23 protein-coding genes are annotated in these 25313 nt (G+C 70.9%); 10 read left to right on the forward strand and 13 right to left on the reverse strand.

Annotated features, from left to right (window positions below; translation table 11 throughout):
* Positions 1–16 precede the first annotated feature (16 nt).
* The gene (locus AB0M01_RS17685; RefSeq protein WP_363670517.1) at positions 17–982 is read left to right on the forward strand and encodes a pyridoxal-phosphate dependent enzyme; all 966 of its coding nucleotides are present in this window, start codon (positions 17–19) and stop codon (positions 980–982) included.
* Positions 983–986: 4 nt separating this feature from the next.
* On the opposite strand, the gene AB0M01_RS17690 is transcribed toward AB0M01_RS17685, so the two are convergent.
* Genes AB0M01_RS17690 through AB0M01_RS17705 form a run of 4 tightly spaced genes read right to left on the reverse strand, consistent with a single transcriptional unit; the run spans position 987 to position 4621 of the window.
* On the reverse strand, positions 987–1274 hold the full coding sequence (locus tag AB0M01_RS17690; protein ID WP_363670519.1) for a hypothetical protein: 288 nt from the start codon (positions 1272–1274) through the stop codon (positions 987–989).
* A 26-nt stretch (positions 1275–1300) separates the two neighbouring features.
* A complete protein-coding gene (locus AB0M01_RS17695) occupies positions 1301–3712 on the reverse strand; it encodes an excinuclease ABC subunit UvrA (RefSeq protein WP_363670521.1) in 2412 nt (803 codons plus the stop codon).
* 49 nt (positions 3713–3761) lie between these two features.
* On the reverse strand, positions 3762–4172 hold the full coding sequence (locus AB0M01_RS17700; RefSeq protein WP_363670523.1) for a VOC family protein: 411 nt from the start codon (positions 4170–4172) through the stop codon (positions 3762–3764).
* Between the two features lie 5 nt (positions 4173–4177).
* A complete protein-coding gene (locus tag AB0M01_RS17705; RefSeq protein WP_363670525.1) occupies positions 4178–4621 on the reverse strand; it encodes a helix-turn-helix transcriptional regulator in 444 nt (147 codons plus the stop codon).
* A 296-nt stretch (positions 4622–4917) separates the two neighbouring features.
* On the opposite strand from AB0M01_RS17705, the gene AB0M01_RS17710 reads away from it, so the two are divergent.
* Entirely contained in the window at positions 4918–5559 is a 642-nt protein-coding gene (locus tag AB0M01_RS17710) for a VanZ family protein (RefSeq protein WP_363670527.1), read from the forward strand.
* A 100-nt stretch (positions 5560–5659) separates the two neighbouring features.
* Here the strand turns inward: AB0M01_RS17710 and AB0M01_RS17715 are convergent, their stop codons facing one another.
* Positions 5660–6259: a pentapeptide repeat-containing protein gene (locus AB0M01_RS17715; RefSeq protein WP_363670529.1), complete on the reverse strand. Its 600-nt coding sequence runs from the start codon at positions 6257–6259 to the stop codon at positions 5660–5662.
* Positions 6260–6365: 106 nt separating this feature from the next.
* Between AB0M01_RS17715 and AB0M01_RS17720 the strand changes: the two genes are divergently transcribed.
* Both AB0M01_RS17720 and AB0M01_RS17725 read left to right on the forward strand, forming a co-directional pair.
* Complete coding sequence (locus AB0M01_RS17720; protein WP_363670531.1) at positions 6366–7298, forward strand: NAD-dependent epimerase/dehydratase family protein; 933 nt, start codon at positions 6366–6368, stop codon at positions 7296–7298.
* Positions 7299–7310: 12 nt separating this feature from the next.
* On the forward strand, positions 7311–8078 hold the full coding sequence (locus tag AB0M01_RS17725) for a protein phosphatase 2C domain-containing protein (RefSeq protein WP_363670533.1): 768 nt from the start codon (positions 7311–7313) through the stop codon (positions 8076–8078).
* 3 nt (positions 8079–8081) lie between these two features.
* On the opposite strand, the gene AB0M01_RS17730 is transcribed toward AB0M01_RS17725, so the two are convergent.
* The 3 genes from AB0M01_RS17730 to AB0M01_RS17740 form a co-directional block, all read right to left on the reverse strand.
* A complete protein-coding gene (locus AB0M01_RS17730) occupies positions 8082–9281 on the reverse strand; it encodes a DUF4328 domain-containing protein (RefSeq protein WP_363670535.1) in 1200 nt (399 codons plus the stop codon).
* A gap of 177 nt (positions 9282–9458) precedes the next feature.
* Complete coding sequence (locus AB0M01_RS17735; RefSeq protein WP_363670537.1) at positions 9459–11000, reverse strand: glycerol-3-phosphate dehydrogenase/oxidase; 1542 nt, start codon at positions 10998–11000, stop codon at positions 9459–9461.
* Positions 11001–11621, reverse strand: a complete 621-nt coding sequence (locus AB0M01_RS17740; RefSeq protein WP_363670593.1) for a helix-turn-helix domain-containing protein — start codon at positions 11619–11621, stop codon at positions 11001–11003.
* 82 nt (positions 11622–11703) lie between these two features.
* On the opposite strand from AB0M01_RS17740, the gene AB0M01_RS17745 reads away from it, so the two are divergent.
* Positions 11704–13302, forward strand: coding sequence for an FAD-binding oxidoreductase (locus tag AB0M01_RS17745; protein ID WP_363670540.1), 1599 nt, complete (start codon positions 11704–11706; stop codon positions 13300–13302).
* Positions 13303–13310: 8 nt separating this feature from the next.
* On the opposite strand, the gene AB0M01_RS17750 is transcribed toward AB0M01_RS17745, so the two are convergent.
* Entirely contained in the window at positions 13311–15527 is a 2217-nt protein-coding gene (locus tag AB0M01_RS17750) for a PQQ-binding-like beta-propeller repeat protein (protein ID WP_363670542.1), read from the reverse strand.
* 106 nt (positions 15528–15633) lie between these two features.
* On the opposite strand from AB0M01_RS17750, the gene AB0M01_RS17755 reads away from it, so the two are divergent.
* Genes AB0M01_RS17755 through AB0M01_RS17765 form a run of 3 tightly spaced genes read left to right on the forward strand, consistent with a single transcriptional unit; the run spans position 15634 to position 19593 of the window.
* A complete protein-coding gene (locus AB0M01_RS17755) occupies positions 15634–17820 on the forward strand; it encodes a discoidin domain-containing protein (RefSeq protein ID WP_363670544.1) in 2187 nt (728 codons plus the stop codon).
* Between the two features lie 34 nt (positions 17821–17854).
* A complete protein-coding gene (locus AB0M01_RS17760) occupies positions 17855–18562 on the forward strand; it encodes an SDR family NAD(P)-dependent oxidoreductase (RefSeq protein ID WP_363670546.1) in 708 nt (235 codons plus the stop codon).
* A complete protein-coding gene (locus AB0M01_RS17765; protein ID WP_363670548.1) occupies positions 18559–19593 on the forward strand; it encodes an S-adenosylmethionine:tRNA ribosyltransferase-isomerase in 1035 nt (344 codons plus the stop codon). The genes AB0M01_RS17760 and AB0M01_RS17765 overlap by 4 nt, the downstream gene beginning before the upstream one ends.
* Before the next feature lie 34 nt (positions 19594–19627).
* Here AB0M01_RS17765 and AB0M01_RS17770 read toward each other — a convergent pair whose 3' ends face one another.
* From AB0M01_RS17770 to AB0M01_RS17785, 4 genes are all read right to left on the reverse strand, one after another.
* Positions 19628–19774, reverse strand: coding sequence for a hypothetical protein (locus AB0M01_RS17770; RefSeq protein ID WP_363670550.1), 147 nt, complete (start codon positions 19772–19774; stop codon positions 19628–19630).
* Between the two features lie 138 nt (positions 19775–19912).
* Positions 19913–20689: a TIM barrel protein gene (locus AB0M01_RS17775; protein ID WP_363670552.1), complete on the reverse strand. Its 777-nt coding sequence runs from the start codon at positions 20687–20689 to the stop codon at positions 19913–19915.
* A gap of 96 nt (positions 20690–20785) precedes the next feature.
* Entirely contained in the window at positions 20786–22897 is a 2112-nt protein-coding gene (locus AB0M01_RS17780; protein ID WP_363670554.1) for a DUF4328 domain-containing protein, read from the reverse strand.
* A 229-nt stretch (positions 22898–23126) separates the two neighbouring features.
* Entirely contained in the window at positions 23127–23960 is an 834-nt protein-coding gene (locus AB0M01_RS17785; protein WP_363670556.1) for a DUF4328 domain-containing protein, read from the reverse strand.
* Between the two features lie 155 nt (positions 23961–24115).
* Here AB0M01_RS17785 and AB0M01_RS17790 point away from each other — a divergent pair, with 155 nt between their 5' ends.
* Both AB0M01_RS17790 and AB0M01_RS17795 read left to right on the forward strand, forming a co-directional pair.
* The gene (locus AB0M01_RS17790; protein ID WP_363670558.1) at positions 24116–24598 is read left to right on the forward strand and encodes a methylated-DNA--[protein]-cysteine S-methyltransferase; all 483 of its coding nucleotides are present in this window, start codon (positions 24116–24118) and stop codon (positions 24596–24598) included.
* Between the two features lie 178 nt (positions 24599–24776).
* Positions 24777–25196 carry a hypothetical protein gene (locus tag AB0M01_RS17795; protein ID WP_363670560.1) on the forward strand — a complete coding sequence of 140 codons (420 nt, stop codon included), beginning with the start codon at positions 24777–24779 and terminating at the stop codon, positions 25194–25196.
* Positions 25197–25313 lie beyond the last annotated feature (117 nt).

Genomic DNA, 25313 nt, shown 5'->3' on the forward strand with positions numbered 1-25313 from the left:
AACTAGGCTCCGAGGGGTGGCGACGACTCGGCTTGACGTGGGGCGGATCAGAGCGGCTCGGGTGGGGATCGATCCGGTGTTTCTCGGGTCGCCGTTCTTCGGGTGTGAGCCGTTGGGGGCTCGGCTCGGGTGTGGAGTGGGGATCAAGTTGGAGACGGCGAACCCGGTGCGGAGCTTCAAGGGGCGGGGGACGGAGTTGGTGGTCGGGCAGTTGGTGGCCGGTGGGCAGCGGGACGTGGTGTGCGCGAGTGCGGGGAATCTCGGGCAGGCGCTCGCGTGGTCGGGGCGTGGGCGGGGGCTCGAGGTGACGGTGGTGGCTTCGCGGTTCGCGCCGCGGGTGAAGCTGGAGCGGATTCGGGCGTTGGGGGCCCGGTTGGAGTTGGTGGACGGGGATCACGAGCTGGCTCGGGAGCGGGCGGCGGCGATTGCGCGGTACGACGGGATCCGGTTGCTGGAGGACAGCCTGGACCTCGAGACCTGTGAAGGTGCGGCGACGATCGGGCTCGAGCTGGTGGAGAGCGGGACGCCGTTCGACGTGGTGCTGATCGCCTTGGGGGGTGGGGCGATGGCGACCGGGATCGGGCAGGTGATGAACGAGCTCGCGCCGGAGGTCGAGGTGATCTGTGTGCAGCCGATGGGCGCGCCGGCGATGACGCGGTCGTGGCGGGAACGGCGCGTGGTCACGACCGAGTCGGCCGACACGATCGCCGACGGGGTGGCGGGGCGGTTTCCGATCGCGGAGGTTCTGGAGGACCTGCTGGTGGTGGCGGACGACGCCGTACTGGTGCGGGAGGAATCGATCGTCGCGGGGATGCGGCTGCTGATGCAGGACGCGGGGCTGATCGTCGAACCGTCGGCGGCGTTGGGGATCGCTGCGGTCCTCGAAGATCGCGAGCGGTTCGCGGGGCGGCAGGTCGCCACCGTGGTGTGCGGCGGCAATGTTGATCTGGACTCGTACTACCGGTGGGTCGGCAACAAGTAGGGCATCAACTCGAGGTGTGTTTGCCGGGGCCTGGATTGCCTCGGTGGGCCAGGATGACGGCGGTGCTCCAGCAGGCCAGGGCGAGGGCCATGCCGATGGCGGCCGCGGGGCCGGGGTGGTCGAAGAAGCTGCCGATGAAGGCGGCGATTCCGCCGAGCAGCAGGAAGGCGATCCAGAGGAGGCCGAAAGCGTCGCCGCCCCAGCCGAGGTCGCGGAGGCGTTTGGCGAGCGGGCGACCGCGTTCCTGGAGCATGAGCAGTTGGGTGCTGATGATCAGGGCGATCACCAGCACCACTGCGAAGGCTGTCGGCCCCAAAGTCAGCCGACGTACTCGGCGAGGTGCTTGCCGGTCAGCGTCTTGCGGGCTTTGACCAGAGCCGCGGGTGTGCCCTCGAAGACCACGTGGCCGCCGTCGTGGCCGGCGCCGGGGCCTAGGTCGATGATCCAGTCGGCGTGGGCCATCACGGCCTGGTGGTGCTCGATGACGATGACTGACTTGCCGGAGTCGACGAGTTTGTCGAGCAGGGCAAGGAGTTGTTCGACGTCGGCCAGGTGGAGGCCCGTGGTCGGTTCGTCGAGGACGTAGATGCCGCCCTTCTCGGACATGTGGGTGGCGAGCTTGAGGCGTTGGCGTTCGCCGCCGGACAGCGTGGTCAGCGGCTGGCCGAGGCTGATGTAGCCGAGGCCCACGTCGGACAGGTTCTGCAGGATCTTGTGGGCGGCGGGGGTTTTGGCGTCGCCGTCGGCGAAGAAGTCGAGGGCCTCGGCGACCGGCAGGGCGAGGACCTCGCTGATGTCCTTGCCGCCGAAGGTGTACTCCAGGACGTCGGCGGAGAAGCGCTTGCCCTCGCAGACCTCGCAGGTGGTGGTGATGCTGGCCATGATGCCGAGGTCGGTGTAGATGACGCCGGCGCCGTTGCAGTTCGGGCAGGCGCCCTCGGAGTTCGCGCTGAACAGGGCCGGTTTGACGCCGTTCTCCTTCGCGAACGCCTTGCGGATCGGTTCCAGCAGACCCGTGTACGTCGCCGGGTTGCTCCGCCGCGACCCCTTGATCGCGCCCTGGTCGACCGAGATCACGCCGTCGCGCTTGGCGACCGAGCCGTGGATCAGCGAGCTCTTGCCGGACCCGGCGACGCCGGTGACGACGACGAGCGTGCCGAGCGGGATGTCCACGTCGACGTCCTGCAGGTTGTTCGTGTTCGCGCCGCGGATCTCCAGGACGTCGGTCGGCGTACGGACCTCGTCCTTGACCGACGCGCGGTCGTCGAGGTGCCGGCCGGTCAGGGTGTCGGCGGTGCGCAGGTCCTCGACGGTGCCCTCGAAGACGACCTGGCCGCCCGCCGTACCGGCTCCGGGGCCGAGGTCGACGACGTGGTCGCCGATCGCGATCGTCTCCGGCTTGTGCTCGACGACGAGGACGGTGTTGCCCTTGTCGCGCAGCTGCAGCAGCAGCTCGTTCATCCGCTGGATGTCGTGCGGGTGCAGGCCGATCGTCGGCTCGTCGAAGACGTACGTGACGTCGGTCAGCGGTGAGCCGAGGTGCCGGATCATCTTGGTCCGCTGGGCCTCGCCGCCGGACAGCGTGCCGGCCGGGCGCTCCAGGCTGAGGTAGCCCAGGCCGATGTCGACGAACGAGTCGAGGGTCTCGCCGAGCGCCGACAGCAGCGGCGCGACCGACGGCTCGTCGAGCTTGCGGACCCACTCGGCCAGGTCGCTGATCTGCATCGCGCAGGCGTCGGCGATGCTGATCCCCTTGATCTTCGAGGCCCGCGCCTCCGGCGTCAGCCGCGTCCCCTCGCACTCCGGGCAGGTGGTGAACGTGACCGCCCGCTCGACGAACGCGCGGATGTGCGGCTGCATCGACTCGACGTCCTTGGACAGGAAGGACTTCTGGATCTTCGGGATCAGTCCCTCGTAGGTGAGGTTGACGCCGTCGACCTTGACCTTCACCGGGTCCTTGTAGAGGAAGTCCTGCATTTCCTTCTTGGTGAACTTCTTGATCGGCTTGTCCGGGTCGACGAAACCGGACTCGGCGTACACCCGGACGGTCCAGAAGCTGTCCGACTTCCAGCCCGGGATCGTGAACGCGCCCTCGGACAGCGACTTGTTCTCGTCGTACAGCTGGGTCAGGTCGATGTCGGAGACCGAGCCGCGGCCCTCGCAGCGCGGGCACATGCCACCGGTGATCGAGAAGCTGCGGCGCTCCTTGACGGTCTGCCCGTGCTTCTCGATCTTCACCGCGCCGGCGCCGCTGATCGAGGCGACGTTGAACGAGAACGCCTGCGGCGACCCGACGTACGGCTTGCCGAGGCGGCTGTACAGGATCCGCAGCATCGCGTTCGCGTCGGTCGCCGTGCCGACCGTGGAGCGCGGGTTCGAGCCCATCCGCTCCTGGCCGACGATGATGGCGGTGGTCAGCCCCTCCAGCACGTCCACTTCGGGCCGCGCCTGCGACGGCATGAAGCCCTGGACGAAGGTGCTGTAGGTCTCGTTGATCAGCCGCTGCGACTCCGCGGCGATGGTGCCGAAGACCAGCGAGCTCTTGCCCGACCCGGAGACACCGGTGAACACCGTCAGCCGCCGCTTCGGCAACTCGATGCTGACGTCCTTGAGGTTGTTCTCCCGGGCACCGTGCACCCGGATCAGGTCGTGGCTGTCAGCGTCGTACGCCGGCCGCGCCCGACTCGGCGCAACCTTCTTCGCGGCGGTCTTGGTGGCTCTCGGGGTCATCGGTGCTCCGTCGGTCGGGTGGTCGCGGCTCGGTCGGTACGTCGGGGTGTCAGCCGACCTGGTTGATGCGGACGTGGTTGCCGGCCGGGTCGCGGAACGCGCAGTCGCGGACGCCGTACGGCTGGTCGGTCGGTTCCTGGATGACCTCGGCCCCGGTGGCCTGGACCTTGTCGAACAGGCCGTCCAGGTCCCTGGTGGCGAGCACGATGGTGGCGAAGGTGCCCTTGGCCATCATCTCGGTGATGGTCTTGCGCTCCTCGTCGGTCAGTCCGGGGTCGACGAGCGGCGGGTGCAGCACGATCTGGGTGTCCGGCTGGTCCTCGGGGCCGATCGTGACCCAGCGCATCGTGCCCTGGCCGACGTCGTTGCGGACCTCGAAGCCGAGCGTGTCGCGGTAGAACACGATCGAGGCGTCGGGGTCTTCGTGCGGCAGGAAGCTGGCGTGAATCTTGATGTCCATGGCGTTCACGCTACTGGCGGCCAAGCCTGCGGGGCTTCTTGATTCCTGATCGGTCTGGCGACCTGTTTGGTGATGCACGACGGCGGCTCTACCGGCGGCCGGACCTGCCGGCGGTACTCGCTCGGCGGCATCCCGACCAGCTCGGTGAACCGGGTGCTGAACGTCCCCAGCGACGAGAACCCGACCTGGAAGCAGACGTCGGTGACGCTCACGTCGCCGCGCCGCAGCAGCGCCATCGCCCGCTCGATCCGGCGGGTCATCAGGTACCCGTACGGCGCCTCGCCGTACGCGAGCTTGAACTGGCGGCTCAGGTGCCCGGCCGACATGTTCACGCCGCGGGCCAGCGCCTCGACGTCGAGCGGCTGCGCGTACTCGCGGTCGATCCGGTCCCGGACCCGGCGCAGCAGCTTGAGGTCCCGCAGCCGCTGCGCGTCGTCCGAGGTGCTCACCCTCGAAATGGTGCCATCGCGAAGGCGCACGGTCGAGCGCCCGGCGGCCCGGTACCGCCGATGGATGTTGCCTTGGGCCCCGATACGCGGTGACAGTTCCACCACGGATTGTCACGGGGTGACCACCGTTTGTTTGCGGGTGCGTGCAGATGTCCGGAGGGGACTGGCGAGCGGGTCGGCCGCCGACCGATCGTCTGATGAGGAAACCAACGAGGGCGAGAACCACTGACGTTGTGTTTCGCGCGGGGTCCGCTCGGGCGCGCGTGAGGCCGGTTGACGACGGAGGATCCGGATACGTGCTCGAGACCTATCGCGGCATCCCGCACCTGCTGGACACGTGGCTCGTTCTCACCGGAATGGCGGTCCCGATCGCCGTCTCGGCGGTCCGGCGGCGTGGTGACCGGCTCGTCCCCCGGCTGGCGTCCCTGTTCCTGCCCGCGTCGTTCGCGCTGGTCCTGGCCGCGACGCTGAGCCCGACCGCGCACCACGGCGGCATCGGGGTCTGCGGCACCCACCTGACCACGACCGGCGGACTGACCTCGCTCCAGGGGCTGCTCAACGTGCTGCTGTTCGTCCCGGCTGCGGGGATGCTGACGCTGGCCAGCGGGCGTCCGGCCGACGGGATCGCGGCGGGCATCGGCCTGTCGGCGTCCGTCGAGGCGGTCCAGGCGCTGGTCCCCCAGCTCGGGCGCTCGTGCCAGGTGCACGACCTGATCGCGAACACGGCCGGCGCGTTCGCCGGCGTCGGGCTGGCGGCCGGCGTACAGGCGCTGAACCGGACCCGGCCGCTGACCAGTCCCGAGTACGTCGTGGAGCATGCCGCGCTGCTGACGACGCGCGGGCGTCCGCCGGCCCGGCATCGCCGAACCGATGTGACGTCTCGGCCGGCGATGATTCAGCGGACGAGTCGGCTCCGGCCGGTCGCTCGGCTGCGCTGAGTCACCGATTCCGGCGTACGACGGCCTCTCGACCACGGAGAGTGGGAAGTTATCCACAGGTTGTGGACGAATCGGGGGATAACTCTGAAGCTGTCCACAGTCAGGGCCGGACCTCGAGCCCGAGCGCCTGCGCGATCGCCATCGCCTGCGGCAGGTCGATGATCGCATCCCGGAGCTGAACCGTCAGCGGATCGAGCGACGTCAGGTCCGAACCGCGCAGATCGGCGCCGGTGAAGTCGGCGCGCTGCAGCATCGCACCGGACAGGTCGACGTTGCGCAGCGACGCCTTCGCCGCTCGTACGCCGGTCAGGTCTGCCTCGCGCAGCTTCACGCCGGCCAGCTCGGCGCCGCGCAGGTCCTCGCCCGGGAGGCTGGTGAACGACCAGTCGCCGCCGTCAGCCTCGAGCAGGTTGTACGTGCAGTCGTCGAACGTGCTGCCCATCAGCTTGCAGCGGGTGAACGTGGTGTCGAAGAACGAGCAGCGGGCGAACGTGCAGTTCACGAACGCGGCGTCGGTGTGCGTCGAGGCGTTGAACCGGACGCCGCGGAACACGCACTCCTCGAACACGCCGCCGGTGTTGGCGACCTCGGTCAGGTCGGAGTCCAGGAACAGCACCCGGGAGTAGGTCTGCCCCGACGGGTCGGCGTCGTCCCAGTCCCGGACGGTCGACTCGGTCGCGGGCGCACGGCGGTTGGCCACAAGGTCTCCTCTCGGCCCCGCGGCGCGGGACCTGTGCTCAGCATTGTGACGACCCCGACGGACAACGTTCCTCCGATCGTCAACCGGAGCGGGCAAGATGGGCCGGGTGACCGGATCGGAGCGGGTGATGGTGTTCGGCGCCGGCGGCTTCCTCGGAGGCCAGATCTGCGCGCAGCTCGGCGACCGCGGGATCGAGCACCGCGGCATGACCCGGAGCACCGGCGACCCACACCGGCGCTTCGACCTCGCCACCGGGCACTGCTACGCCCTGGACGCGCTGCTCGCGATGTACAAGCCGACCGTGATCGTCAACGCCGCGGCCGCGACGCACGGCGACGCCGTCGCGCTGACCCGCGGGAACGTGGTCGCGGTCGACGCCTTGCTCTCGGCGATGCAGCGGACGGCGAACAACGCGCGGCTCGTGCAGCTGGGCTCGGCCGCGGAGTACGGCGGTGCGCCGCACGGGACGAGCCAGGACGAGCAGTCGGAGCTGAAGCCGGGGGCGGCGTACGGGTTCACGAAGCTGGCGGGGTCGGAGCTGGTGCTGCGGGCTCGGCGGAACGGTGCTGATGCTGTGGTGATGCGGTCGTTCAACATCAGCGGGCCGGGATCGCCGGGGAGCACGTTGCTCGGGCGGGTGGTGCGGCAGGTCGGGGAGACGGACACGCTGCAGATGGGATCGCTGGAGGCTTGGCGGGACTACGTCGATGTGCGGGATGTGGCGGACGCGGTGCTTGCGGTGGCGCTGACGGAGGAGAAGCCGCCGCCGGTGCTGAACGTGGGGTCGGGTCAGGCTGCGCTGGCGCGGGATGTGGTGAACCGGCTGATCGAGCTGAGTGGGACGGGGGCGAAGGTCGTCGAGGGGGTTGTGCACGCGGGGCATGCGGGGTCGCCGGCGGATGCTGTCCCGTGGCAGCAGGCGGATACGGGGTTGATCGAGAAGACGGTGGGGTGGAAGGCGAAGGTCTCGCTTGATCAGTCGCTGGTTGATACGTGGGGGGCGCACGCTGCGTCGGAGCCGCAGGAGGCGAACGCTTAGCAGCCGGGTTGAATGGGGACTGTGGAGATCTGGTCGGTTTGTGAGGGTGCCCCTGATCGGGTTGGTGGGGTCAACGAGGACCTGGTGGTGACGGGGCCGGACTTCGTGGTTGTGCTGGATGGGGCTACGGCGCCGGCTGGGGTGGAGTCCGGGTGTCGGCACGATGTGAGTTGGTTGGTGCGGCAGTTGGGGATGGAGTTGTCGTTTCCGCTGGTGGGGCGGTCGGCGGACTCGTTGGTGGAGTTGCTGGCGGGGGCGATCGACGGGGTGCGGAAGCTTCATGTCGGGACGTGCGATCTGAGCAACCCGGACAGTCCGTCGTCGACGGTGGCGATGGTGCGGGTCGGGGCGGAGAGCGTCGAGCATCTGGTGCTGGCGGACTCGCCGGTGGTGCTGCGGGCGCCCGGGGGTGAGGTGACGGCGGTGGTGGACGATCGGGTCGACTACCTGCCGGAGTACACGGTCGAGGCGGTGCGGAAGGCGCGGAACCAGGCGGGTGGGTTCTGGGTGGCGAGTACGCGGCCGGATGCGGCGTTCGAGGCGGTCAGTGGGGTGACGGCGCGGGCGGACGTCGCTTCGGTGGCGGTGATGACTGACGGGGCTTCGCGGTACGCCGAGCGGTACGGGCACTCGTGGGGTGAGCTGGTCGGGGTGCTGGAGACCGGCGGGCCTCGGGAGCTGATCGACCGGGTCCGGGCGTACGACGCCGCGGCAGAACCAGGCGCGTTCAGAGGGAAGCGGCACGACGACGCGAGTGCCGTGCTGCTGCGGTTGAGCTGAGGGTCAGCGAGAGCCGGCGGGGTACTCGGGCGGGCCGCCTTCGCGGGTCGGCCAGGGCGACCGCGGCGGGTCCGCGCGCGGTGCGGGCGGGCTCTGGTCCGCAGGACGCGTCGGGCCCGGGCCGTTCGGGCTGGAGCCGGTGGTGCCGCCGTACCCGCCGGGTCCGTACGGGCCGCCGGGGCGCGGCGGCTGTGCCGAGGGCGGCTGGGCAGGCGAAGGCCCGTAGCTGTACGGGTTGGACTGCGCGGGACGTGGCGCGTACTGCGGAGTCGTGTCGGCCGGCGGCAGGTACGACGGCGAGTTGTACGGCAGCGTCGGACCCAGCGGTACGCCGGACTGCGGCATCCGGTCGTCGTGCCAACTGCTGATCTGCAGGAGGAGCAGCGAGAACGTCGCGCCGGCGACGATCAGCAGCAGCGTGCCGACCGTGAACGCGATGTTGATCCCGAGCGCGAGGCGGACCAGGTAGTCCTGGAGGTCGTAGATGTCGACGTAGTCGCCGGTCAGCCGGGCCTCGTCGGCGCGGTCGACCAGGCGGACGATCCAGGTGACGAAGCTGATCCCGGCGAACAGGCCGCTGCCGACCGCGACGACGCAGAAGGCGACCCAGGCCGCCCACCAGCCGTAGAGCAGCGCGCGGATCCGGCCGGAGCGGGCGACGCCGGGCTGGTTCGGCGGCTCGCTGGCGCGGACGACGTCGCCGACGACCTGCAGCGGGTACCAGAACTGGACGATCGGGCAGAGCCAGGCGCCGACGGTCCAGCCGGTGGAGTGCCGGTGGGCGCCGTTGCCGGTGTTGTAGCCGCCCTGGTACGTCGTCGCGAACGGCGGTTTGAGGATCTCGGTGTTCTCGCGGGCCTGCCAGAGCCAGATCACCACGACGATGCCGGCCGCGGCGAACAGGTAGCCGAGCCCGTCGAGCAGCGGTCCCGCGCCGACGACCGCCTCGGCGCCCTGGTCGATCTCGTCCTCGGACAACAGGCCGTAGATCAGCCGCTTCACGTCCTCGTAGGAGTTCCACATCAGGATCGTCTGGATGACGCTGACGAGCACGGTGCCGGCCATCAGGGCGACCGCGACCAGCGCGAGGCGCCGCAGCGTCCGGTACTTCGGCGGCGCAGCGGGCGGCGGACCGCCGGGGAACTGGCCGACGTTCTGCGGGTGACTGCCGGGGTACGGACCCTGGCCATACGGCTGACTCACGATCCCCACCTCCCCAGGTCGCCGTTACCCCACAAGTTATCTCAGTCCTGGGTGCGGGATCGGGTTGTCCACAGGCGATCGGGGCGGGATGTGGGGAAAGCAAGGGAAGGAAAGGGGCGACTGGGGTGGGGCTGGGGATCGGTGGTGTGCGCCTGGCGTGGGCAGCTACTTGAAGGTTCACACGGCGGCGAAGGCTGCCTGGGCTGCCGGGAGGGCCAGCGCGCGGTCCGAAGCGGACAGGCCCAGCCGGGTGCGGCGGTCCAGGACGTCGTTCTCGTCGAGGGCGCCCTCGTGCCGGACGGCGAAGCGGAGCTCGGCGTGCGTGGTGGCCAGGCCCGGGGCGACCGGCTCGAGCAGCGCGCGGTCCCCCGCGATCACCTCGGGAGCCTCGATGCCGTAGCGCTGCACGAAGCGCGACGGCGCGCGGACCGTCGCGAGGCGGGAGCGGTCGGCGGCGCCGACCAGCGGGATGCGGTGCGTCAGGCACGGCCGGCGGACCTCGATCGAGGACTGCTTCAGCGCCGTGTCGAGCGCGTCCTGCGCCATCCGCCGGTACGTCGTGAGCTTGCCGCCGACGATCGTCACCAGCCCGTCCGCCCCGGTGATCACCGCGTGCCGCCGGGAGATGTCGGCGGTCTTGTCCTCGCCGCGGTGGTGCCCGGTGTCGAGCAGCGGGCGCAGCCCGGCGTACGTGCCGAGCAGGTCGGCGCGGGTGATCGGCTCGCGGACGGCCGCGCTGATCGTGCCGAGCAGGAAGTCGATCTCCGCGTCGCTGGCCTCCGGCACGTCGCTGACCGGACCCGGCGCGTCCTCGTCGGTCAGCCCGACGTACACCCGCCCGTCGGGCGCCGGGATCGCCATCACGACCCGCCGCGGCTCTCCCGGCACCGGCACGGTCAGTACGGCGGACAGCTCGCCGAAGACCGACTGCGGCAGCACCAGATGCGTCCCGCGGCTCGGGCGCAGCTTGATCCCGGTGGCGACCTGGTCGGCCCAGATGCCGCCCGCGTTGATCACCATCCGCGCCGCCACGTCGATCCGCCGGCCGCTCAGCTGGTCGACGACGACTGCGCCCTGGCCGGTGACCTGCTCGGCCGCGCAGCGGGTCAGTACGCGGGCGCCGTACAGGGCGGCGGTGCGGGCGATCGCGACGACCAGCCGGGCGTCGTCGTACAGCTGGCCGTCCCAGGTCAGGAAGCCGCCGCGCAGACCGTGCGGGCGGACGGTCGGCGCGTAGCGCAGCACCTCGGCCGAGCTGACCCGGCGCGAGTGCGGCAGGAAGTCGTCGCTGGTGTGCGCGAAGGTGCGCAGCACGTCGCCGCCGAGGAACGCCGAGCGGAGCAGCGCCGCCTGCATGAACCTTGCCTCAGGCAACCAAGGTGCGACCTGCGGGACCGGGTGCACCAGGTGCGGCGCGGTCGTCTTCATCAGGATGCCGCGTTCGACCGCGCTCTCGTAGGCGATCCCGACGTGGCCCGAGGCCAGGTAGCGCAGGCCGCCGTGGACCAGCTTCGAGCTCCAGCGACTCGTGCCGAAGGCCAGGTCGTGCTTCTCCACCAGCGCGACGGTCAGCCCGCGCGCGGCCGCGTCGAGCGCGACACCGGCGCCGGTCACGCCGCCGCCGACGACCAGGACGTCGACCTTCCGGCGGGTGTCCAGCCAGTCGAGCTCCTTGGTGCGGCGGGCCGCGTTCAGGCTGGAGTTGCCGACCGAGATCATCTAGGGCTCCAGGTACCGGGTGAGCATCGCGCGGAGCTCCTCGTCGAGGTGCGGGTACTCGTCGTGGGTCGCCAGCACCGGGCCGGAGACCGCGGAGGCGAGCGAGACCAGGATGATCTGGCGCGACAGCCAGTCGGGGTCGCCGGTGCGGATCGAGCCGTCGGCCTGACCGGCCTTGATGCCCTCGGCGACCAGCGCGAGGTGCGCGACCGTGCTGCTGCCACGGCGTTCCAGCAGGTACGGCGTGAGGAACTCGGGGTCGAGCTCGATGATCTTGCGCATCAGCGGGTGCGTCCGGGTCTTGCCGACCACCTCGACGACCCCCTCGACCAGGCGGGCCCGGCCGTCGACGGCCTCGGGCTGGAAGGCGGACATCAGCGCGGTCGTCCACTCCCGCGTCATCAGCGCGGCGACGACGGCCTGGACGTTCGGCCAGCGCCGGTAGAGCGTCGCGCGGGAGACCTCGGCGTGCCGGGCGATGTCGGCCATCGTCATCCGGCGCATCCCGATCGCGAGCAGCAGCTCGTACGCCGCGTCGAGGATCCGCTCCTCACCGATCGCGTTCGCGGGCGCCGGGCGGCCGGACGGGGTCGACTCGAGGTCGCTGCTACGCTGAGACATCACGCGTCAGAGTGTATCAGCGACTCCGAGGTGCCGGAACAGTCGGACGGTACCTCCCGAACCCACCGATGGGGAGCCCCGTATGACCGAGTCCGACCTCCCGGTGGTGCAACTCACGCCGGGCCGCTGGGGAGACCCGGCGCAGACGGTGGAGGTGCCGCCCGCCGCGCTCGCTGCGCTGCAGCACCTCGGGGTGCGCCGACGCGAAGCGGAGGGGGCGGGAGGGCCGGGCGCCCGCGCCGACGGGCCTGACGCGGACGCGCGTGCCGGGGCAGCTCCGCAGGAGCTGATGGAGCTCCTCGGGGCTGAGCACGTACAGGTCGACTTCGCCGCTCGGTGGGCCCACACGCGCGGCTACTCCACTCCTGATCTGTTGAAGGACCGGGCCGGTGACCGCAGCGGGATGCCGGAGGCGGTGGTCTACCCGGGGTCGCACGACGAGGTGCTGCGGCTGCTCGAGATCTGCTCCGGGCTCGGGATCGCGGTGGTGCCGTACGCGGGTGGGACCTCGGTGGTGGGTGGGCTGGTGCCGACCAAGCAGTTCATCGCGGTGGATCTCAGGCGGCTCGACCGGGTCAGCGAGATCGACGAGGTGTCGCGGACCGCCCGCCTGGAGGCCGGCGTCCGGGGAACCGCCGCCGAGGCGGCGCTCAAGGAGCGGGGCTACACGCTCGGGCACTTCCCGCAGTCGTACGAGGGTGCCTCGATCGGTGGGTACGCGGCGACGCGGTCGAGTGGGCAGTCGTCGGCGGGGTACGGGCGGTTCGACCAGATGGTGGTCGGCGTGACGGTGGCGACGCCGCGCGGGACGGTCGAGCTCGGGCGGGCGCCGATGTCCGCGGCGGGTCCGGACCTGCGGCAGCTGTGGCTCGGGTCTGAGGGCGCGCTCGGGATCATCACGTCGGTGCTGGTCCGGATCCGGCCACGGCCGGTCGAGCGGTCCTTCGAGGGGTGGCGGTTCGCGAGCTTCACCGAGGGGCTCGACGCGATCCGGCGGCTGGCGCAGGACGGACCGTTGCCGACCGTGCTGCGGCTGTCCGACGAGGCCGAGACGGCGGTCAACCTGGCCGATCCGGAGGTGCTCGGGGGTGCGAGCGGCGTGCAGGTGATCGTCGGGTTCGAGGGCACGGCGACCGCCGTACGGCGTGCTGCCGTCGCGGAGGTGCTCGCCCAAGCAGGAGGCGAGCCGCTCGGGGAGGAGCCGGGTGAGACCTGGCGCAAGGGGCGCTACCGCGCGCCGTACCTGCGCGACCCGCTGCTCGACGAGGGGGCGCTCGTGGAGACGCTGGAGACGGCCGGGTTCTGGTCGAAGCTGCCGGCGCTGAAGGCTGCGGTCACCGATGCGCTGGTGAAGTCGCTGGGTGAGCAGGGGACGCCGCCGTTGGTGCTCTGTCATGTGTCGCACGTGTACGAGACGGGGGCTTCGCTCTACTTCACGGTGGTGTGCGCGCAGACCGACGACCCGGTGGCGCAGTGGCAACAAGCGAAAACCGCAGCCAGTACGGCGATCGGCGCGGCGGGTGGGACGATCACGCATCACCACGGCGTGGGGACCGACCACCGTGAGGCGTACGCCGAGGAGGTCGGTCCACTGGCGATCGAGAGCTTGCTGGCGGTGAAGCAGGTGGTGGATCCGAGAGGAATCCTCAGCCCGGGCATTCTGCTGCCGCACCAGGGGTGAGGAGGCGGCTAGCGCAGGGCGATCACGGCGTCCTCACCGGAGACCAACAGTTGGTTGCCTAGGGCATGGATTCCCTGACTGCAGTCGACCTCCTCGGGCAGGGCCACGCGGCGGTCGGCGGCCTGGGCCAGCACGGTCACGTCGCAGCCGGTGGTGGAGGGCCGCAGTGCCACGATCCGCGCGTCGTCGGTGACCGAGACCGGCAGGCTGAGATCCCCGGCGACCGTCCGCTGCCAGGCGACGGTTCCGGTCCGCGCGTCGAGAACCGTCGCGACGACCGTGCTGTGCTGCGTCGACGCCGACGGGCAGTTGAGCAGGACGACCTGTCCGCCGGCCGCCGCGAGCTTGCTGTCGCAGGCCCACGCGTCCGGCAGGTCGAAGCGCCACTTCACCTCGCCGGTGCGCGCGTCGAGCGCGACCAGGATGCCGCGCGTTCCCTGCTGCGCTTCGATCGCGACCACCAGATCGCCGAACACCAGCCGGGTCACGCCACGCCAGTTCGCCGGGCGGTTCCACAGCTGCTTGCCACTCGCGAGGTCGAGCCCGGTCAGCTCGGACGGCCGCTGCCCGCAGCTGTGACCGAGGAAGGTGACCACGGTGTTCGCCGTCGCGGTCGCGCCGATACTCGTGCAACGACCGGGCTCGAAGGTCCAGCGCTCGTTCCCGTCCGGGTCGACGCCGCGCAGCTTGTCCGATCCGCGGGAGACCTGCTCGCCGGTGAGCAGCGGGTCCGGGTGCTCGACCGCGTGGTCGCGGGTCGACTCCGGCCAGGCGGCCTCGCGCCTGCCGGTCGAGGCGTCGAGCAGCAGGTACCCGAAGTCGTCGAAGTCGGCGAGCAACTGCCGGCCGTCGCTCACGGCGTACAGGGTGGGGAGTGCGGCGGTGTCGGAGCGGGTGTGCCGCCAGCGGACGTCGCCGGTGGCCGGGTCGAGCAGCTCGATCGAGCCGCTCTGCCGCGAGATCGCGATGCCGTACCGGGTCTCCACCGCGTCGGCGACCGCGTCCGACCGCAGTGAGGTGGTCGGGCTCTCCCAGGCGATCCGCCCGCTCAGGTCGGACCGTGGCGCCTGGATTTCCGGCGCGGCCGATCCGCTGACCTGCTCGTTCGCGCGCAGCAGGTATGCGCGGCCCGCCGGATCGGCGACCAGCACCGCGGCAGCCACCACCACCGCGGCGGTCCCCAAGGCCGCGACCACCTGACCGTGGTTGCGTGATGGCAGTGGCGCCGTCAGCGCGTTCGCGGCGAGCGCGGTCAGACCGCCGATCACCAGCAACCCCAGGCTCAGGACCACCAGCGGCACCCGCCCACCCGGACCGGTCGACGGAGTCTGGTCCGGGATCAGCAGGACGGTGATCAGCAGACCGGCCGCCGCGGCGACCACGATCCCACCGGCCAACCACCGCGACCGGCGATCGTTGCTCTGGGCAATCTTCTGGAGGACGAGGACGGCGGCGAGCGAGACCGCGACGATCACCCAGGCCGGCCAGGTCGCCTCGTCCCGTGCCCCCGACCGCCACGGCCTGGTGGTCGCGCCGAAGGCCGCCGCCGTGGCGATCAGCGCGCTGATCACCGCGAGGCCGATCAGCGCCGCGCGCTGCCAGCCCCGCCAGGGCGCCGGGATCTCCCCGTCGAGGACTTCGAGCTCCGCCTTCAGGTTGCCGCGCGCGGCGGCGGCGTACCGGTCGCGGCCGAGTTGGGTGCGGAAGATCGGTCCGTCCAGCAATTCCTGGACGACGGCGTGCCGCTGCTTGATCGCCGTGCCGCGGTCGGTCGCGTCGCGGCGGACCTCGGCTGCGTGGTTGGCGTAGTTCACCGCGGCCAGCGTCGAGTTCACCGCGTCGAGCAGGACGTCGCCGTTCGGGTCGGACGACGTGTCCGACCAAGCGGTCGGCGTACCGGTCAGGCGGATCAGGCGAGCGACCTCGGCGACCCGCGCCGAAGTCACGTGGTACGTCGGAAGCGTCGCCTCGGCGAGAGCTGCCGAGGCTTCCGCGTCGGTCAGCCCGCTGCGCTCGTGCACGGCCCGGTGGAACCAGGCGGCGAGGTAGACGGCGGTCGGGTCGGTGCTCAGCTGATCGAGCGTGCCGAGGGCGTCGAGGACGTGCTGCAGGTACTGGTCGCGGTAGGCCCGGCGGTCGTCGGCGCGGTAGCGCGCGGTCAGGTCGTCGGCGAGCGCGGCCGCTCCCGGGATCAGGTCGTTCCACCGCTCGCGTAGCCCCGTCACCCGCGACATAGTGACAGGTCGGTGGTTCTGTGGATATTTTGCGGAGAACGAGTCAAGAATTTCGCAGAGACGTCCTTTTCCTTACCGCCCCCAAGGAAGGTGCTCTATGTCCGCCCCCAGACATATCGCCCTGCTCGCCGTCGCCTCCACCGCGCTCGCCGGTGCCGGCCTCTGTCCTGCCGCCGCCGCTCCACAGGCCGTCCAGGCGGTTGGCGCCACGCTCCCGTTCACCATCGTCGAGGCCGAGAGCTCGGCCACCAACGGCAGCCGGATCGGCCCCAGCTACGCCCAGGGCACGCTCGCCGCCGAGGCCTCGAACCGCCAGGCCGTCACGCTCAACGGCGGCCAGTACGTCGAGTTCACGGCGCCCGCCACCACCAACGCGATCACCGTCGCGTACGCCGTACCGGACGGCCGGACCGGCACGCTGTCGGTCTACGTGGACGGTCAGAAGCTGTCCCAGCAGCTCGCCGTGACGTCGAAGTACAGCTATCTCGACACCGGCTGGATCGCCGGGTCGAGGACCCACAAGCTCTACGATCACGCCCGGCTCCAGCTCGGACGCACGGTGAACGCCGGCGCGAAGATCAAGTTGCAGGTCGACGGCGAGAACACCGCCGGCCCGTACACGATCGACGACGTCGAGTTCGAGAACGTCGCGGGACCGGCCGGTCAGCCGGGCGGCTCGATCTCGATCACCGACCGCGGCGCCGACCCGAACGGCAACAACGACTCCACCGGCGCGATCCAGAGCGCCATCGACAGCGCCCGTGGTTCCGGCGGGACGGTCTGGATCCCGGCCGGGCGGTTCAAGGTCGGCGGCACCATCAACCCCGACGGCGTGACGATCCGCGGTGCCGGGCGCTGGCACTCGGTGCTGCTCAGCCACCACCTGATCGACCGCCCGAACGGCGGCGGCAACGTGAAGCTGCACGACTTCGCGGTGATCGGCGAGGTGACCGAGCGCAACGACAACTCGCCGGACAATTTCGTCAACGGCAGCCTCGGCCCGAACTCGGTCGTCTCCGGCCTGTGGCTGCAGCACCTGAAGGTCGGGCTCTGGCTGACCGGTAACAACGACAACCTGGTCGTCGAGAACAACCGCTTCTACGACCTGACCGCCGACGGGCTGAACCTGAACGGTACGGCGTACAACGCGCAGGTGCGGAACAACTACCTGCGCAACACCGGGGACGACGCGCTCGCGGCCTGGTCGCTGCACGCCGCCAACCGCAGCTCGACGTTCGCCAACAACACGATCGTGCAGCCGAACCTGGCCAACGGCATCGCGATCTACGGCGGCACCGACCTCACCGTCCGGGACAACCTGATCGCCGACACCAACGCGCTCGGCGGCGGGATCGCGATCTCGAACCAGTCCTTCGGCTCGCCGTTCTTCCCGCTGGCGGGCACGATCAACGTCTCCGGCAACACGCTGCTCCGGACCGGGTCGATGAACCCGAACTGGGGCCAGAACCATCCGCACGGTGCGATCCGCGTCGACGCGTACGACAGCCAGATCAACGCGCAGGTCCGGCTGACCAACAACCGGCTCGTCGCGAGTCCGTGGTCGGCGTACCAGTTCGTCGACGGCGGTGGCGCCGGGCGGCCGGTGCAGAACGTGACGGTGGACGGCGGTTCGATCGAAGGCGCCGGGACGTTCGCGTTCCAGGCCGAGACGACCGGGTCGGCGACCGTCAGCAACGTGCGGGCCAGCGGCGTCGGCCGGGCCGGCGTCTACAACTGCGCGTACCCCGGTGGGACGTTCGCGTTGAACCGCGGCTCGGGCAACAGCGGCTGGGACTCGACCTGGAGCGGCTGCAACTGGGTCGAGCCGGGCACCGGCGGCGGCACCGACCCCGGTACGCCGACCGGCAACCTCGCCGCGGGCAAGCAGGTCACCGCGACCAGCCAGGTGCAGAACTACGCGCCGGCCAACACGGTCGACGGAAACGCCAACAGCTACTGGGAAAGCGCGAACAACGCGTGGCCGCAGTCGCTCACCGTCGACCTCGGCAGCAACCAGTCGGTGAAGCGTCTGGTGCTGAAGCTCCCGCCGAGCTCGGCCTGGGGTACGCGCACTCAGACCATCGCGGTGCTCGGCAGCACCAACAACTCGTCGTACACGCAGCTCGCGGGCGCGGCGGGCCGGACCTTCAACCCTGGTTCGGGAAACACCGCCACGATCACGCTGCCGAGCGCGGTCAGCACGCGGTACGTCCGGCTCACCTTCACCGGCAACACGGGCTGGCCGGCCGGGCAGCTCTCGGAGTACGAGGTGTACGGCTCTTGACCTCAAGCTGACTTGAGGTACCACAGTGGCGGGCATGACTTCTTCTCCTGTTGCTGTGGTGACCGGGGCGTCGACGGGCCTCGGACTGGCGCTGGCGCACGGGCTCGCCGAGCGGGGATGGTCGCTGATCATCACCGCTCGGGGAGCCGACGCCCTCAAGAACGCGGCCGACGAACTGGCCGCCACGACCGACGTCGTCCCGCTCGCCGGGGACGTCACCGATCCCGAGCACCGGGCCGACCTGGTCGACGCGGCCGGGGAGCTCGGCCGCCTCGACCTGCTGGTGAACAACGCGAGCTACCTCGGGCCGAGCCCGTTGCAGCGGCTGGCCGGAGCCGACCTGACCGAGCTCCGGCGGGTCTACGAGGTGAACGTGGTCGCGCCGATCGCGCTGACCCAGGCGCTGCTGCCCGAGCTGCGGACCGCCGCCGGGATCGTGCTCAACGTCAGCTCGGACGCCGCGGTCGAGGCGTACGAGGGGTGGGGCGGGTACGGCTCGTCGAAGGCCGCGCTCGACCACGCGAGCGCCGTGCTCGCGGCGGAGCACCCCGACCTCGCCGTGTACGCCGTCGACCCGGGCGACCTGCGGACCGCGATGCACCAGGCGGCCTTCCCGGGCGAGGACATCTCGGACCGGCCGGAGCCGGCGACCGTCGTACCGGCGTTGCTCGGGCTGGTCGACGGCCGCCCGGCGAGCGGGCGCTACCGGGCGGCGGAGTTCGCGCCCGCGGTGACGTCGTGAAGGTCCACCCGCAGACCCGGTTCACGCTGCCCGACGAGCTGAACGCTGTCGAGCCGCCGGAGGCACGTGGGCTCGCTCGGGACCAGGTGAAGCTGCTGGTCGCGGAGGGGTCGACCGTGCGGCACACCAGGTTCGACCGGATCGGTGAGCACCTGCGACCGGGTGACCTGCTGCTGGTGAACACCTCCGGAACGCTGGCGGCTGCAGTCGACGGCTCCTGGATCACCGGCGCGGGGGTTGCGCCTGTGGTGGTGCACTTCTCGACAGCACTCGACGACGGGACGTGGGTGGTCGAGCTGCGCAGTGGCGGCTCGCCCATGCTCGGTGGGGCGAGTGGCGACGAGGTGGAGCTGCCGGACGGCGTACTGCGGCTGCTGGCGCCGTACCAGGAAGGTTCGACGCGATTGTGGCGAGCGCAGCCACCGGTGAGCGACGTGGTCGGGTACCTGCGCAAGCACGGGCGGCCGATCACCTACAAGTACGTCGACCGGCAGTGGCCGCTCGGGCTCTACCAGACCGTGTTCGCCAACCAGCCGGGCTCGGCGGAGATGCCCAGCGCGGGCAGGCCGTTCAGCTTCGAGCTGGTCAGTCAGCTGGCGGCGGCCGGCGTACTGATCGCGCCGATCCTGCTGCACTGCGGGGTGTCGTCGCTGGAGAGCCACGAGCCCCCGCTGCCCGAGCGGTACGCCGTACCGGAGCACACCGCGCGGCTGGTGAACTGGGTGAAGGCGAACGGCGGCCGGGTGATCGCTGTCGGGACCACCGCGGTCCGCGCGATCGAGTCGACCGCGCTTCCGAGCGGAGCAGTCCTGGCGTCGAGCGGCTGGACCGACCTGGTCCTCGGGCCCGACCGGCCGGCGTCGGTGGTGGACGGGCTGATCACCGGCATGCACGCACCCGAGGCGTCCCACCTGCTCCTGCTGGAGTCGGTCGTCGGCGGTGCCGTCGTCCAGCAGGCGTACGACGCGGCGCTGGAGCAGCACTACCTGTGGCATGAGTTCGGCGACGTGTGCCTGATACTGCGGCACTGACCGGCCGGGCCGCGGAGGCCCGGCCGGTTCCGGCTCAGTGCTGCTCGGCCTCGACCGGCTCTTTGGTCTCCTCCGGCTGCCCGACCCCGGTCAGGTCGGCGGCCGGCTCCGTCGCGGGCAACCCGCCCTCGTTCCCCGGCCGGGCCCGCTTGTCCACGGCCCGCGGACTCAACCGACCCACCACCGCACGCTGGTCACAGTCATCGTGAATGTCCTTACCTGCAAGGTCCCCCGTCGGGACTTCACCTGTCTGACGACCGACCGGTGCCCGTTGTCATGCACCCGGCCCGAATCGAGTCGTGATTGTGGCCTAGGCCAATTAGTTCGATTTTGAATCGCCGAGCCAGGCCAGCGTCGCCGGCAGTGCCTCGGACAGCGGCGGCAGGTCGGGGTGCCACTTGAGCTCCCACTCCAGCGAGAGCGGGTAGCCGGTGCCGTCGAGGGCCTTCAGCAGCTCGGCGATCGGGTAGTCGCCGGCGCCCATCGCGACCGGCTTGTAGCTGTCGTGCGAGTCGTGGTCCTTGATCTGGACGAACTCGAGCCACGGCCGGAGCAGCTCGAGCGACTCGGCCGCGGTCTCGCCGGTCCGGCGGGTGTGCGCGGCGTCCCAGATCACCCGGGCGTTGTGGCTGGGCACCTCGCGGTCGAGCAGTGCGCAGAACGCGGCGATGCTCCGGCCGGACGAGTGCGTGTCGTGGGTCTCCAGCAGCACGCTGACCTCAGTGGACGACTGAGCGACCCGGTCCATCGCGCGCAGTTCCCCGGCCGTCGGTTCGCCGGTCGCCTCGGGGTCGTCGCGCATGAAGACCCGGACGCCGCGGGCGCCGAGGTCGTGGGCCAGCTCCAGGTGCTCGGCGAGCGGCTGCTCCTCGACGCCGCACAGGTGCACGTAACTGTCGACCGCGAGGATCTCCAGGCCGGCGTCCTCGATCCGGGAGCGCAGCGTCCGGCGTTCGGCCGGGGTCAACCCGATGTGGGTGAACTCCTCGTCGGCGGCCCGCAGTTCCAGGCCGGTGATCTGGTTGGCCTGGGCGAGGTCGAGGACGGTGTCGAGCGGAGCGCCGGCGCAGCCGAGCGTGGAGAAAGCCAGGGTCATGACAGTCAACCCTAGCGTGCAAGCGCTTTCCGCGCAGGATGAGAAAGAGGCCTGATCCCGGGGGGAGGGATCAGGCCTCTACGGGAGGGCCGGGTCTCAGACCCAGCGGCGGCGCGGGTGGGTCCGCGGGGCGGTGTGCTCGCCGGTGTCCTCGCCGTCCGGCGTACCGGAGGCCGGGGCGGCCGGCGGCTCGGCCGGCTCGTACGAGTACGGCGCCTGCTGCTGGTACTGCGGCTCGGCCGGCTGGGAGTAGTTGTAGTCGGTCGACGCGTAGTTGCTGTCGTAGGACTCGGGCGCGTAGTTCGGGCTGTAGTCGTAGCTGCTGTCGGAGTAGCTGCTCTGCGCCGGCGAGCTGTAGGAGTCGTAGGTCGAGCTGTACGACTCGTACGACGGCTCGGCCGGCTGCTGCGGCGCGTACGACGAGCTGTAGTCCGAGTACGTCGACTCGGTGTACGAGGAGCTGTAGTCCGGGGTGTACGCCGTCTCGTAGCTCGACGGGACCGCCGGGGCGTCGTACGCCGCGTAGGTCGGCTCCGGCGCGTAGCTGGGCTCGGGGGTGTAGGCGGCGGGCTCCGGGGAGTACGTCGGCTCCGGACCGTACGACGGGACCGAGGGCAGCGGCTTCGACGGCGTGAGGTAGTCGTCGCTGTCCTGCTGGTAGCTCGGCTCCTGGTACGTCGGCTGCTGGACCGTCGAGGGGCTGTCCACCGCGACCCGAGCGGCCCGGCGGCCGGCGCGCGCAACAGGTGCAGGCTCGGGCTCCGGCTCGGGTGCGGGGATCGGCGCCGACGACGTCAGGTAGTCGGACGTGGTCTCGTAGGAGTAGCCCTGGGCGTACGACGACGACCAGGTCGGCTCCGGCTCGGCGGCGGGGGCGGCCGGCTCGGGCTGGTACGAGTACGGGTCGGGCTGCGCGGCGTTCAGCGTCGGCGGTGCGACCGTCTCGGCCTGCCAGCTCGGCAGCGGCGCCGACAGCAGGTCGTCGGACGTCGAGGCGGCGCCGTAGCTGCCGGTGTCCGCCCAGCTCGGCGACTCCAGACCGGACGCGGTCTGCTGGTACGACGGGGTGGCCTCCTCGACCGGCCCCCGCTCCTCGCGCCAGGTCTCCACCGGGCTGAACTGCTCGGTCGCCGGACCGGCGTCCTGGTAGGTCTCCGAAGCCACCGGCGCGAACGGGCTCCAGGCCGGCGCCTCCTCCTCGGCGGGAGCAGCCGGTGCGAAGGGCGAGCCGGTGGCTCCCCCGCTGACGGCCTCGGCGGCCAGGCCGGCACCCGCGGCGGGAGCGGCGAACGGGTTGGTCCCGGCCGCTCCACCGCCGAAGGTCGTCTCGTTGGCGGCGTACTGGTTCGGGGGCTGCTGGGTGTAGCCCGAGCGGCGCTCCGGGGAGCGCTCGAGGCGCAGCGCGGGAGCGGCGGCGATCGGCTCCGCGATCGGCTGCTGCTCGGAGGTGTCGTCGTCGGCGTACGTCGGGACGGCGGTCAGCTTCGGCTCGCGCTGGTCCCACCACGGGACCCACTCGCGGCCGGCCTGCATGGCGTTGATCCTGCGGATCACCAGCGTGCCGCCGACCGCCGCGGCCGCGGTCAGCAGCAGCGACGCCGCGCCGGCCAGCGCGATCCCGAGCAGGGTCGCCTTGGTCGGGCTCATCCACATCAGGAACCGGCGGATCACCACGTCGAACGCGAGTGCGCCGACCCAGGTGATCCACCACACCTGGGTGAGGAGCGGTGGCCTGAACCGGCGCAGGTCGTCGGCGTACACGGGGGTCTTCGGATCGCTGGCCAGCCAGACGTCGTCGACGATCTGCTTGGGGTACCAGAGGTTGGGGCCGGGGCAGAACCAGCTGGCCAGCACCCAGCCGTGGCTGCGGCGGTGGTCGGCCTGGCAGAAGACCTCGGAGTTGACCCGCGCGCGCCACAGCCAGATCACGAAGACCACGGCGGCCGCGACCGAGACGATCACGTTCGGGATCGAGGTGAGCCGGGCGATCGTGTCGGCCCGGTTCAGGATCGCCATGTCGACGTCGGCGCCGTCGCCGAGGAACTGGCTGACCGCGCTGTAGGTGTTCCAGTCCGACCAGGTGACCAGCAGATGGGTCAGCGTGGACGCGGCCAGCAGACCGGTCGCGATCTTGCCGACGGTGCCGACCTGCTGGAACTCCTCAGCAGCATGTGGCTGCCACTCGTCGTGGTCTTCGGCAGCGGACAAGACCGCCGTTTGCGGGTGGCTCACGTCGTGCGTCCCTCGCGTTGCTGGAACTCCGTCTGTTCGGCGTCTCGGTCGAATCCTGCCCCCGCGTGACCGAGCCCCATTGATACCACGAAGTAAGTACCCGTGGGGAGCCGAGCCCAGCACGGAGGGTATCGACTTAACGAGTTCTTTTCCAACGCCCATCACCACTTGTAACGACCCAGTGGACGGTCCGTGACGGGTTGCTTTACGGGGCAGGATTCCCCGGGGCCGACGGGGTCGCCCACCACGGTGTCCACGGGCGCTCGGACTGCAGGTCGTTGATCCGCCGGATCAGGATCATCGCGAGCACGGCGGCGGCCGTCGTGCTGACCGCCGAGACCGTCGACATCCACGCGTTCTCACGCAGCTCGCCGAGCTGCGGGGCGCCGTCCAGGACGCTGCGCTGGCCGATGTTGTCGAGCACCAGGCCGACCACCCAGGTCAGCCACCAGGCCCAGACCAGCCGGGTGCCCGGGATGCCGCGCAGGGTCGGCAGGTGCGGCGGGGTCCGCGGGTCGCTGGCCGCGACGATGTCGTCGACGACCTGCTTGGGGTACCAGAGGTTGACCACCGGGACGATCCAGCCGCCCAGCACCCAGCCGCGGGTGTAGCGGTGCTCGCCGCGGCAGAACATCTCGGCGTTCCAGCGGACCCGCCAGAGCCAGACGATGAACACCACGGCCGAGGTGAACAGGGCGAGCGCGGCGATGATGCCGAACAGGCCGGAGATCAGGTCGGCGTCGTCCATCCGGTCGGCGTCCCCGGCGTACAGGCGCAGGGTGCGGTAGGAGTTCCAGTCCGACCAGGCGGTGGCCCAGCTCATCACCGTGACGGCGCCGATCAGGATCGACGCGGCCAGGCCCATCGCGTGCTCCGAGGTGAACCAGCGGTCCAGCGGCGGCGAGGGTGGGCGCTTGGGCAGCAGGTGCGCGCCGCCGGCCTCCGGTACGCCGTACTGGGGGTAGGCCGGCGGGGTGCTGGAGCGGAAGGTGCCCGGCAGGTACCGCGGGAGGTCGGAGTCGGGGGTCTGCTCGGTCACGGACAACCCCTCGCTGCCGGTCGGGAAGAGGGCGACTCAGGAATAGCACACACACTGTGACGAATCCAGGACATTGTGTGTCCGGCGTCACGCCCCGCATCCATTGTGCCGCCGGACCGCCGGAAAGTGTCGGTGCCGGGGAGGAGGATGGGCCCATGCGCTGGTCCGTGATCGATTCGCCCATCGGTGACCTGTCCCTGGCCGTCGACGACACCGGGCTGTGCCGGGTCTCGTTCGGCGCCCTCGACGACATCGAGCCGGTCACCGTGCCCGACCCGCTGCTCACCGAGACCCAGGAACAGGTCAAGGCGTACTTCGCCGGCGAGCGGACCGACTTCGACCTGCCGCTGTCGGTGCGCGGCGGCTCGGCGTTCGAGCGCGCGGTGTGGCAACAGCTGACCCGCATCCCGTACGGCGAGATGCAGACCTACGGCGACGTCGCCAAGGCGGTCGGCGACGCGGGGGCCGCCCGGGCCGTCGGTGTCGCCTGCAACCGGAACCCGTTGCCCCTGGTCGTGCCCTGCCACCGGGTGGTCGGCGCGGGCGGCAAGATGGTCGGTTTCGGCGGTGGCATCCCGCGCAAACGGCACCTGCTGGAGCTCGAGGCGCGGGTCGCCTTCGAGAACCTCTGGAGCTGACTCCCGGGCCTGGCGAGAAGATGACGAAACCCTTACTCGGGAGTACCGCCGGGCGGTGGCAGGAGTAGGCCCCGCAGCGGCTAGTGTCGCTGCGAGCGATCAGACTGACACGCTTCAGACAGCCGTTCCAGCCTGGTCCGGTCGTGCACCGCCCCGACCTTCAGCCCGGAGACCACAGATGACCCAGTCCCCTGCCGAACCGCCGGTCACCGCCGGCGACTCCCTCCCCCCGGACCTGCACGCGTTGATGGACAAGAGTGCCGAGGAGTGGTCGGCGCCGGAGATCCAGAACGCAGCCCGGGAAGCCCTCCAGCTGCACGCCCCGGACCGGGAGCCGCTGACCAAGACCAAACGGTTCGGCGTCCTGCCCTGGATGCACCGCAACGACGCCGTCTGCATGCACTGCGGCGCGACCTACCCGTGCATCACCCACCGGTACGCGACCCAGCTGCTGTCGGCGGGCCGGATCTCGACCACGACCGGCCGCGACGACGTCGACCTCGACGACGAGTACGCCGACGACCCGCGCGACGACGATCCGCGCGAAGCCGCCGACGTACGCGGCGACGACGGCAAGGCGAGCGGCGCCAAGGACTGAGCCGGGCAGCCCCGGGGTCGGTGGCCCCGGGAACACCCCGAGCAGCACGAAGGCCGCGCACCCGAACGGGGGCGCGGCCGTCGTCGTTGGGGGGGGAGGCCGGGGCCGCACCGTCCA

Source organism: Kribbella sp. NPDC051770 (assembly GCF_040681455.1).
Classification (GTDB): Bacteria; Actinomycetota; Actinomycetes; order Propionibacteriales; family Kribbellaceae; genus Kribbella.

What these genes read in the sequence shown, in the direction of transcription:
- AB0M01_RS17735 (WP_363670537.1), bottom strand. Translation starts at nt 11,000, where the DNA reads ATGATCTCGGTCGGCAACTCCAGCCTGAACGCGGCCCGCCGCACCAAG.
- AB0M01_RS17760 (WP_363670546.1), top strand. Translation starts at nt 17,855, where the DNA reads ATGACTTCTTCTCCTGTTGCTGTGGTGACCGGGGCGTCGACGGGCCTC.
- AB0M01_RS17755 (WP_363670544.1), top strand. Translation starts at nt 15,634, where the DNA reads ATGTCCGCCCCCAGACATATCGCCCTGCTCGCCGTCGCCTCCACCGCG.
- AB0M01_RS17745 (WP_363670540.1), top strand. Translation starts at nt 11,704, where the DNA reads ATGACCGAGTCCGACCTCCCGGTGGTGCAACTCACGCCGGGCCGCTGG.
- AB0M01_RS17790 (WP_363670558.1), top strand. Translation starts at nt 24,116, where the DNA reads ATGCGCTGGTCCGTGATCGATTCGCCCATCGGTGACCTGTCCCTGGCC.
- AB0M01_RS17740 (WP_363670593.1), bottom strand. Translation starts at nt 11,621, where the DNA reads ATGTCTCAGCGTAGCAGCGACCTCGAGTCGACCCCGTCCGGCCGCCCG.
- AB0M01_RS17725 (WP_363670533.1), top strand. Translation starts at nt 7,311, where the DNA reads ATGGGGACTGTGGAGATCTGGTCGGTTTGTGAGGGTGCCCCTGATCGG.
- AB0M01_RS17700 (WP_363670523.1), bottom strand. Translation starts at nt 4,172, where the DNA reads ATGGACATCAAGATTCACGCCAGCTTCCTGCCGCACGAAGACCCCGAC.
- AB0M01_RS17795 (WP_363670560.1), top strand. Translation starts at nt 24,777, where the DNA reads ATGACCCAGTCCCCTGCCGAACCGCCGGTCACCGCCGGCGACTCCCTC.
- AB0M01_RS17695 (WP_363670521.1), bottom strand. Translation starts at nt 3,712, where the DNA reads ATGACCCCGAGAGCCACCAAGACCGCCGCGAAGAAGGTTGCGCCGAGT.
- AB0M01_RS17775 (WP_363670552.1), bottom strand. Translation starts at nt 20,689, where the DNA reads ATGACCCTGGCTTTCTCCACGCTCGGCTGCGCCGGCGCTCCGCTCGAC.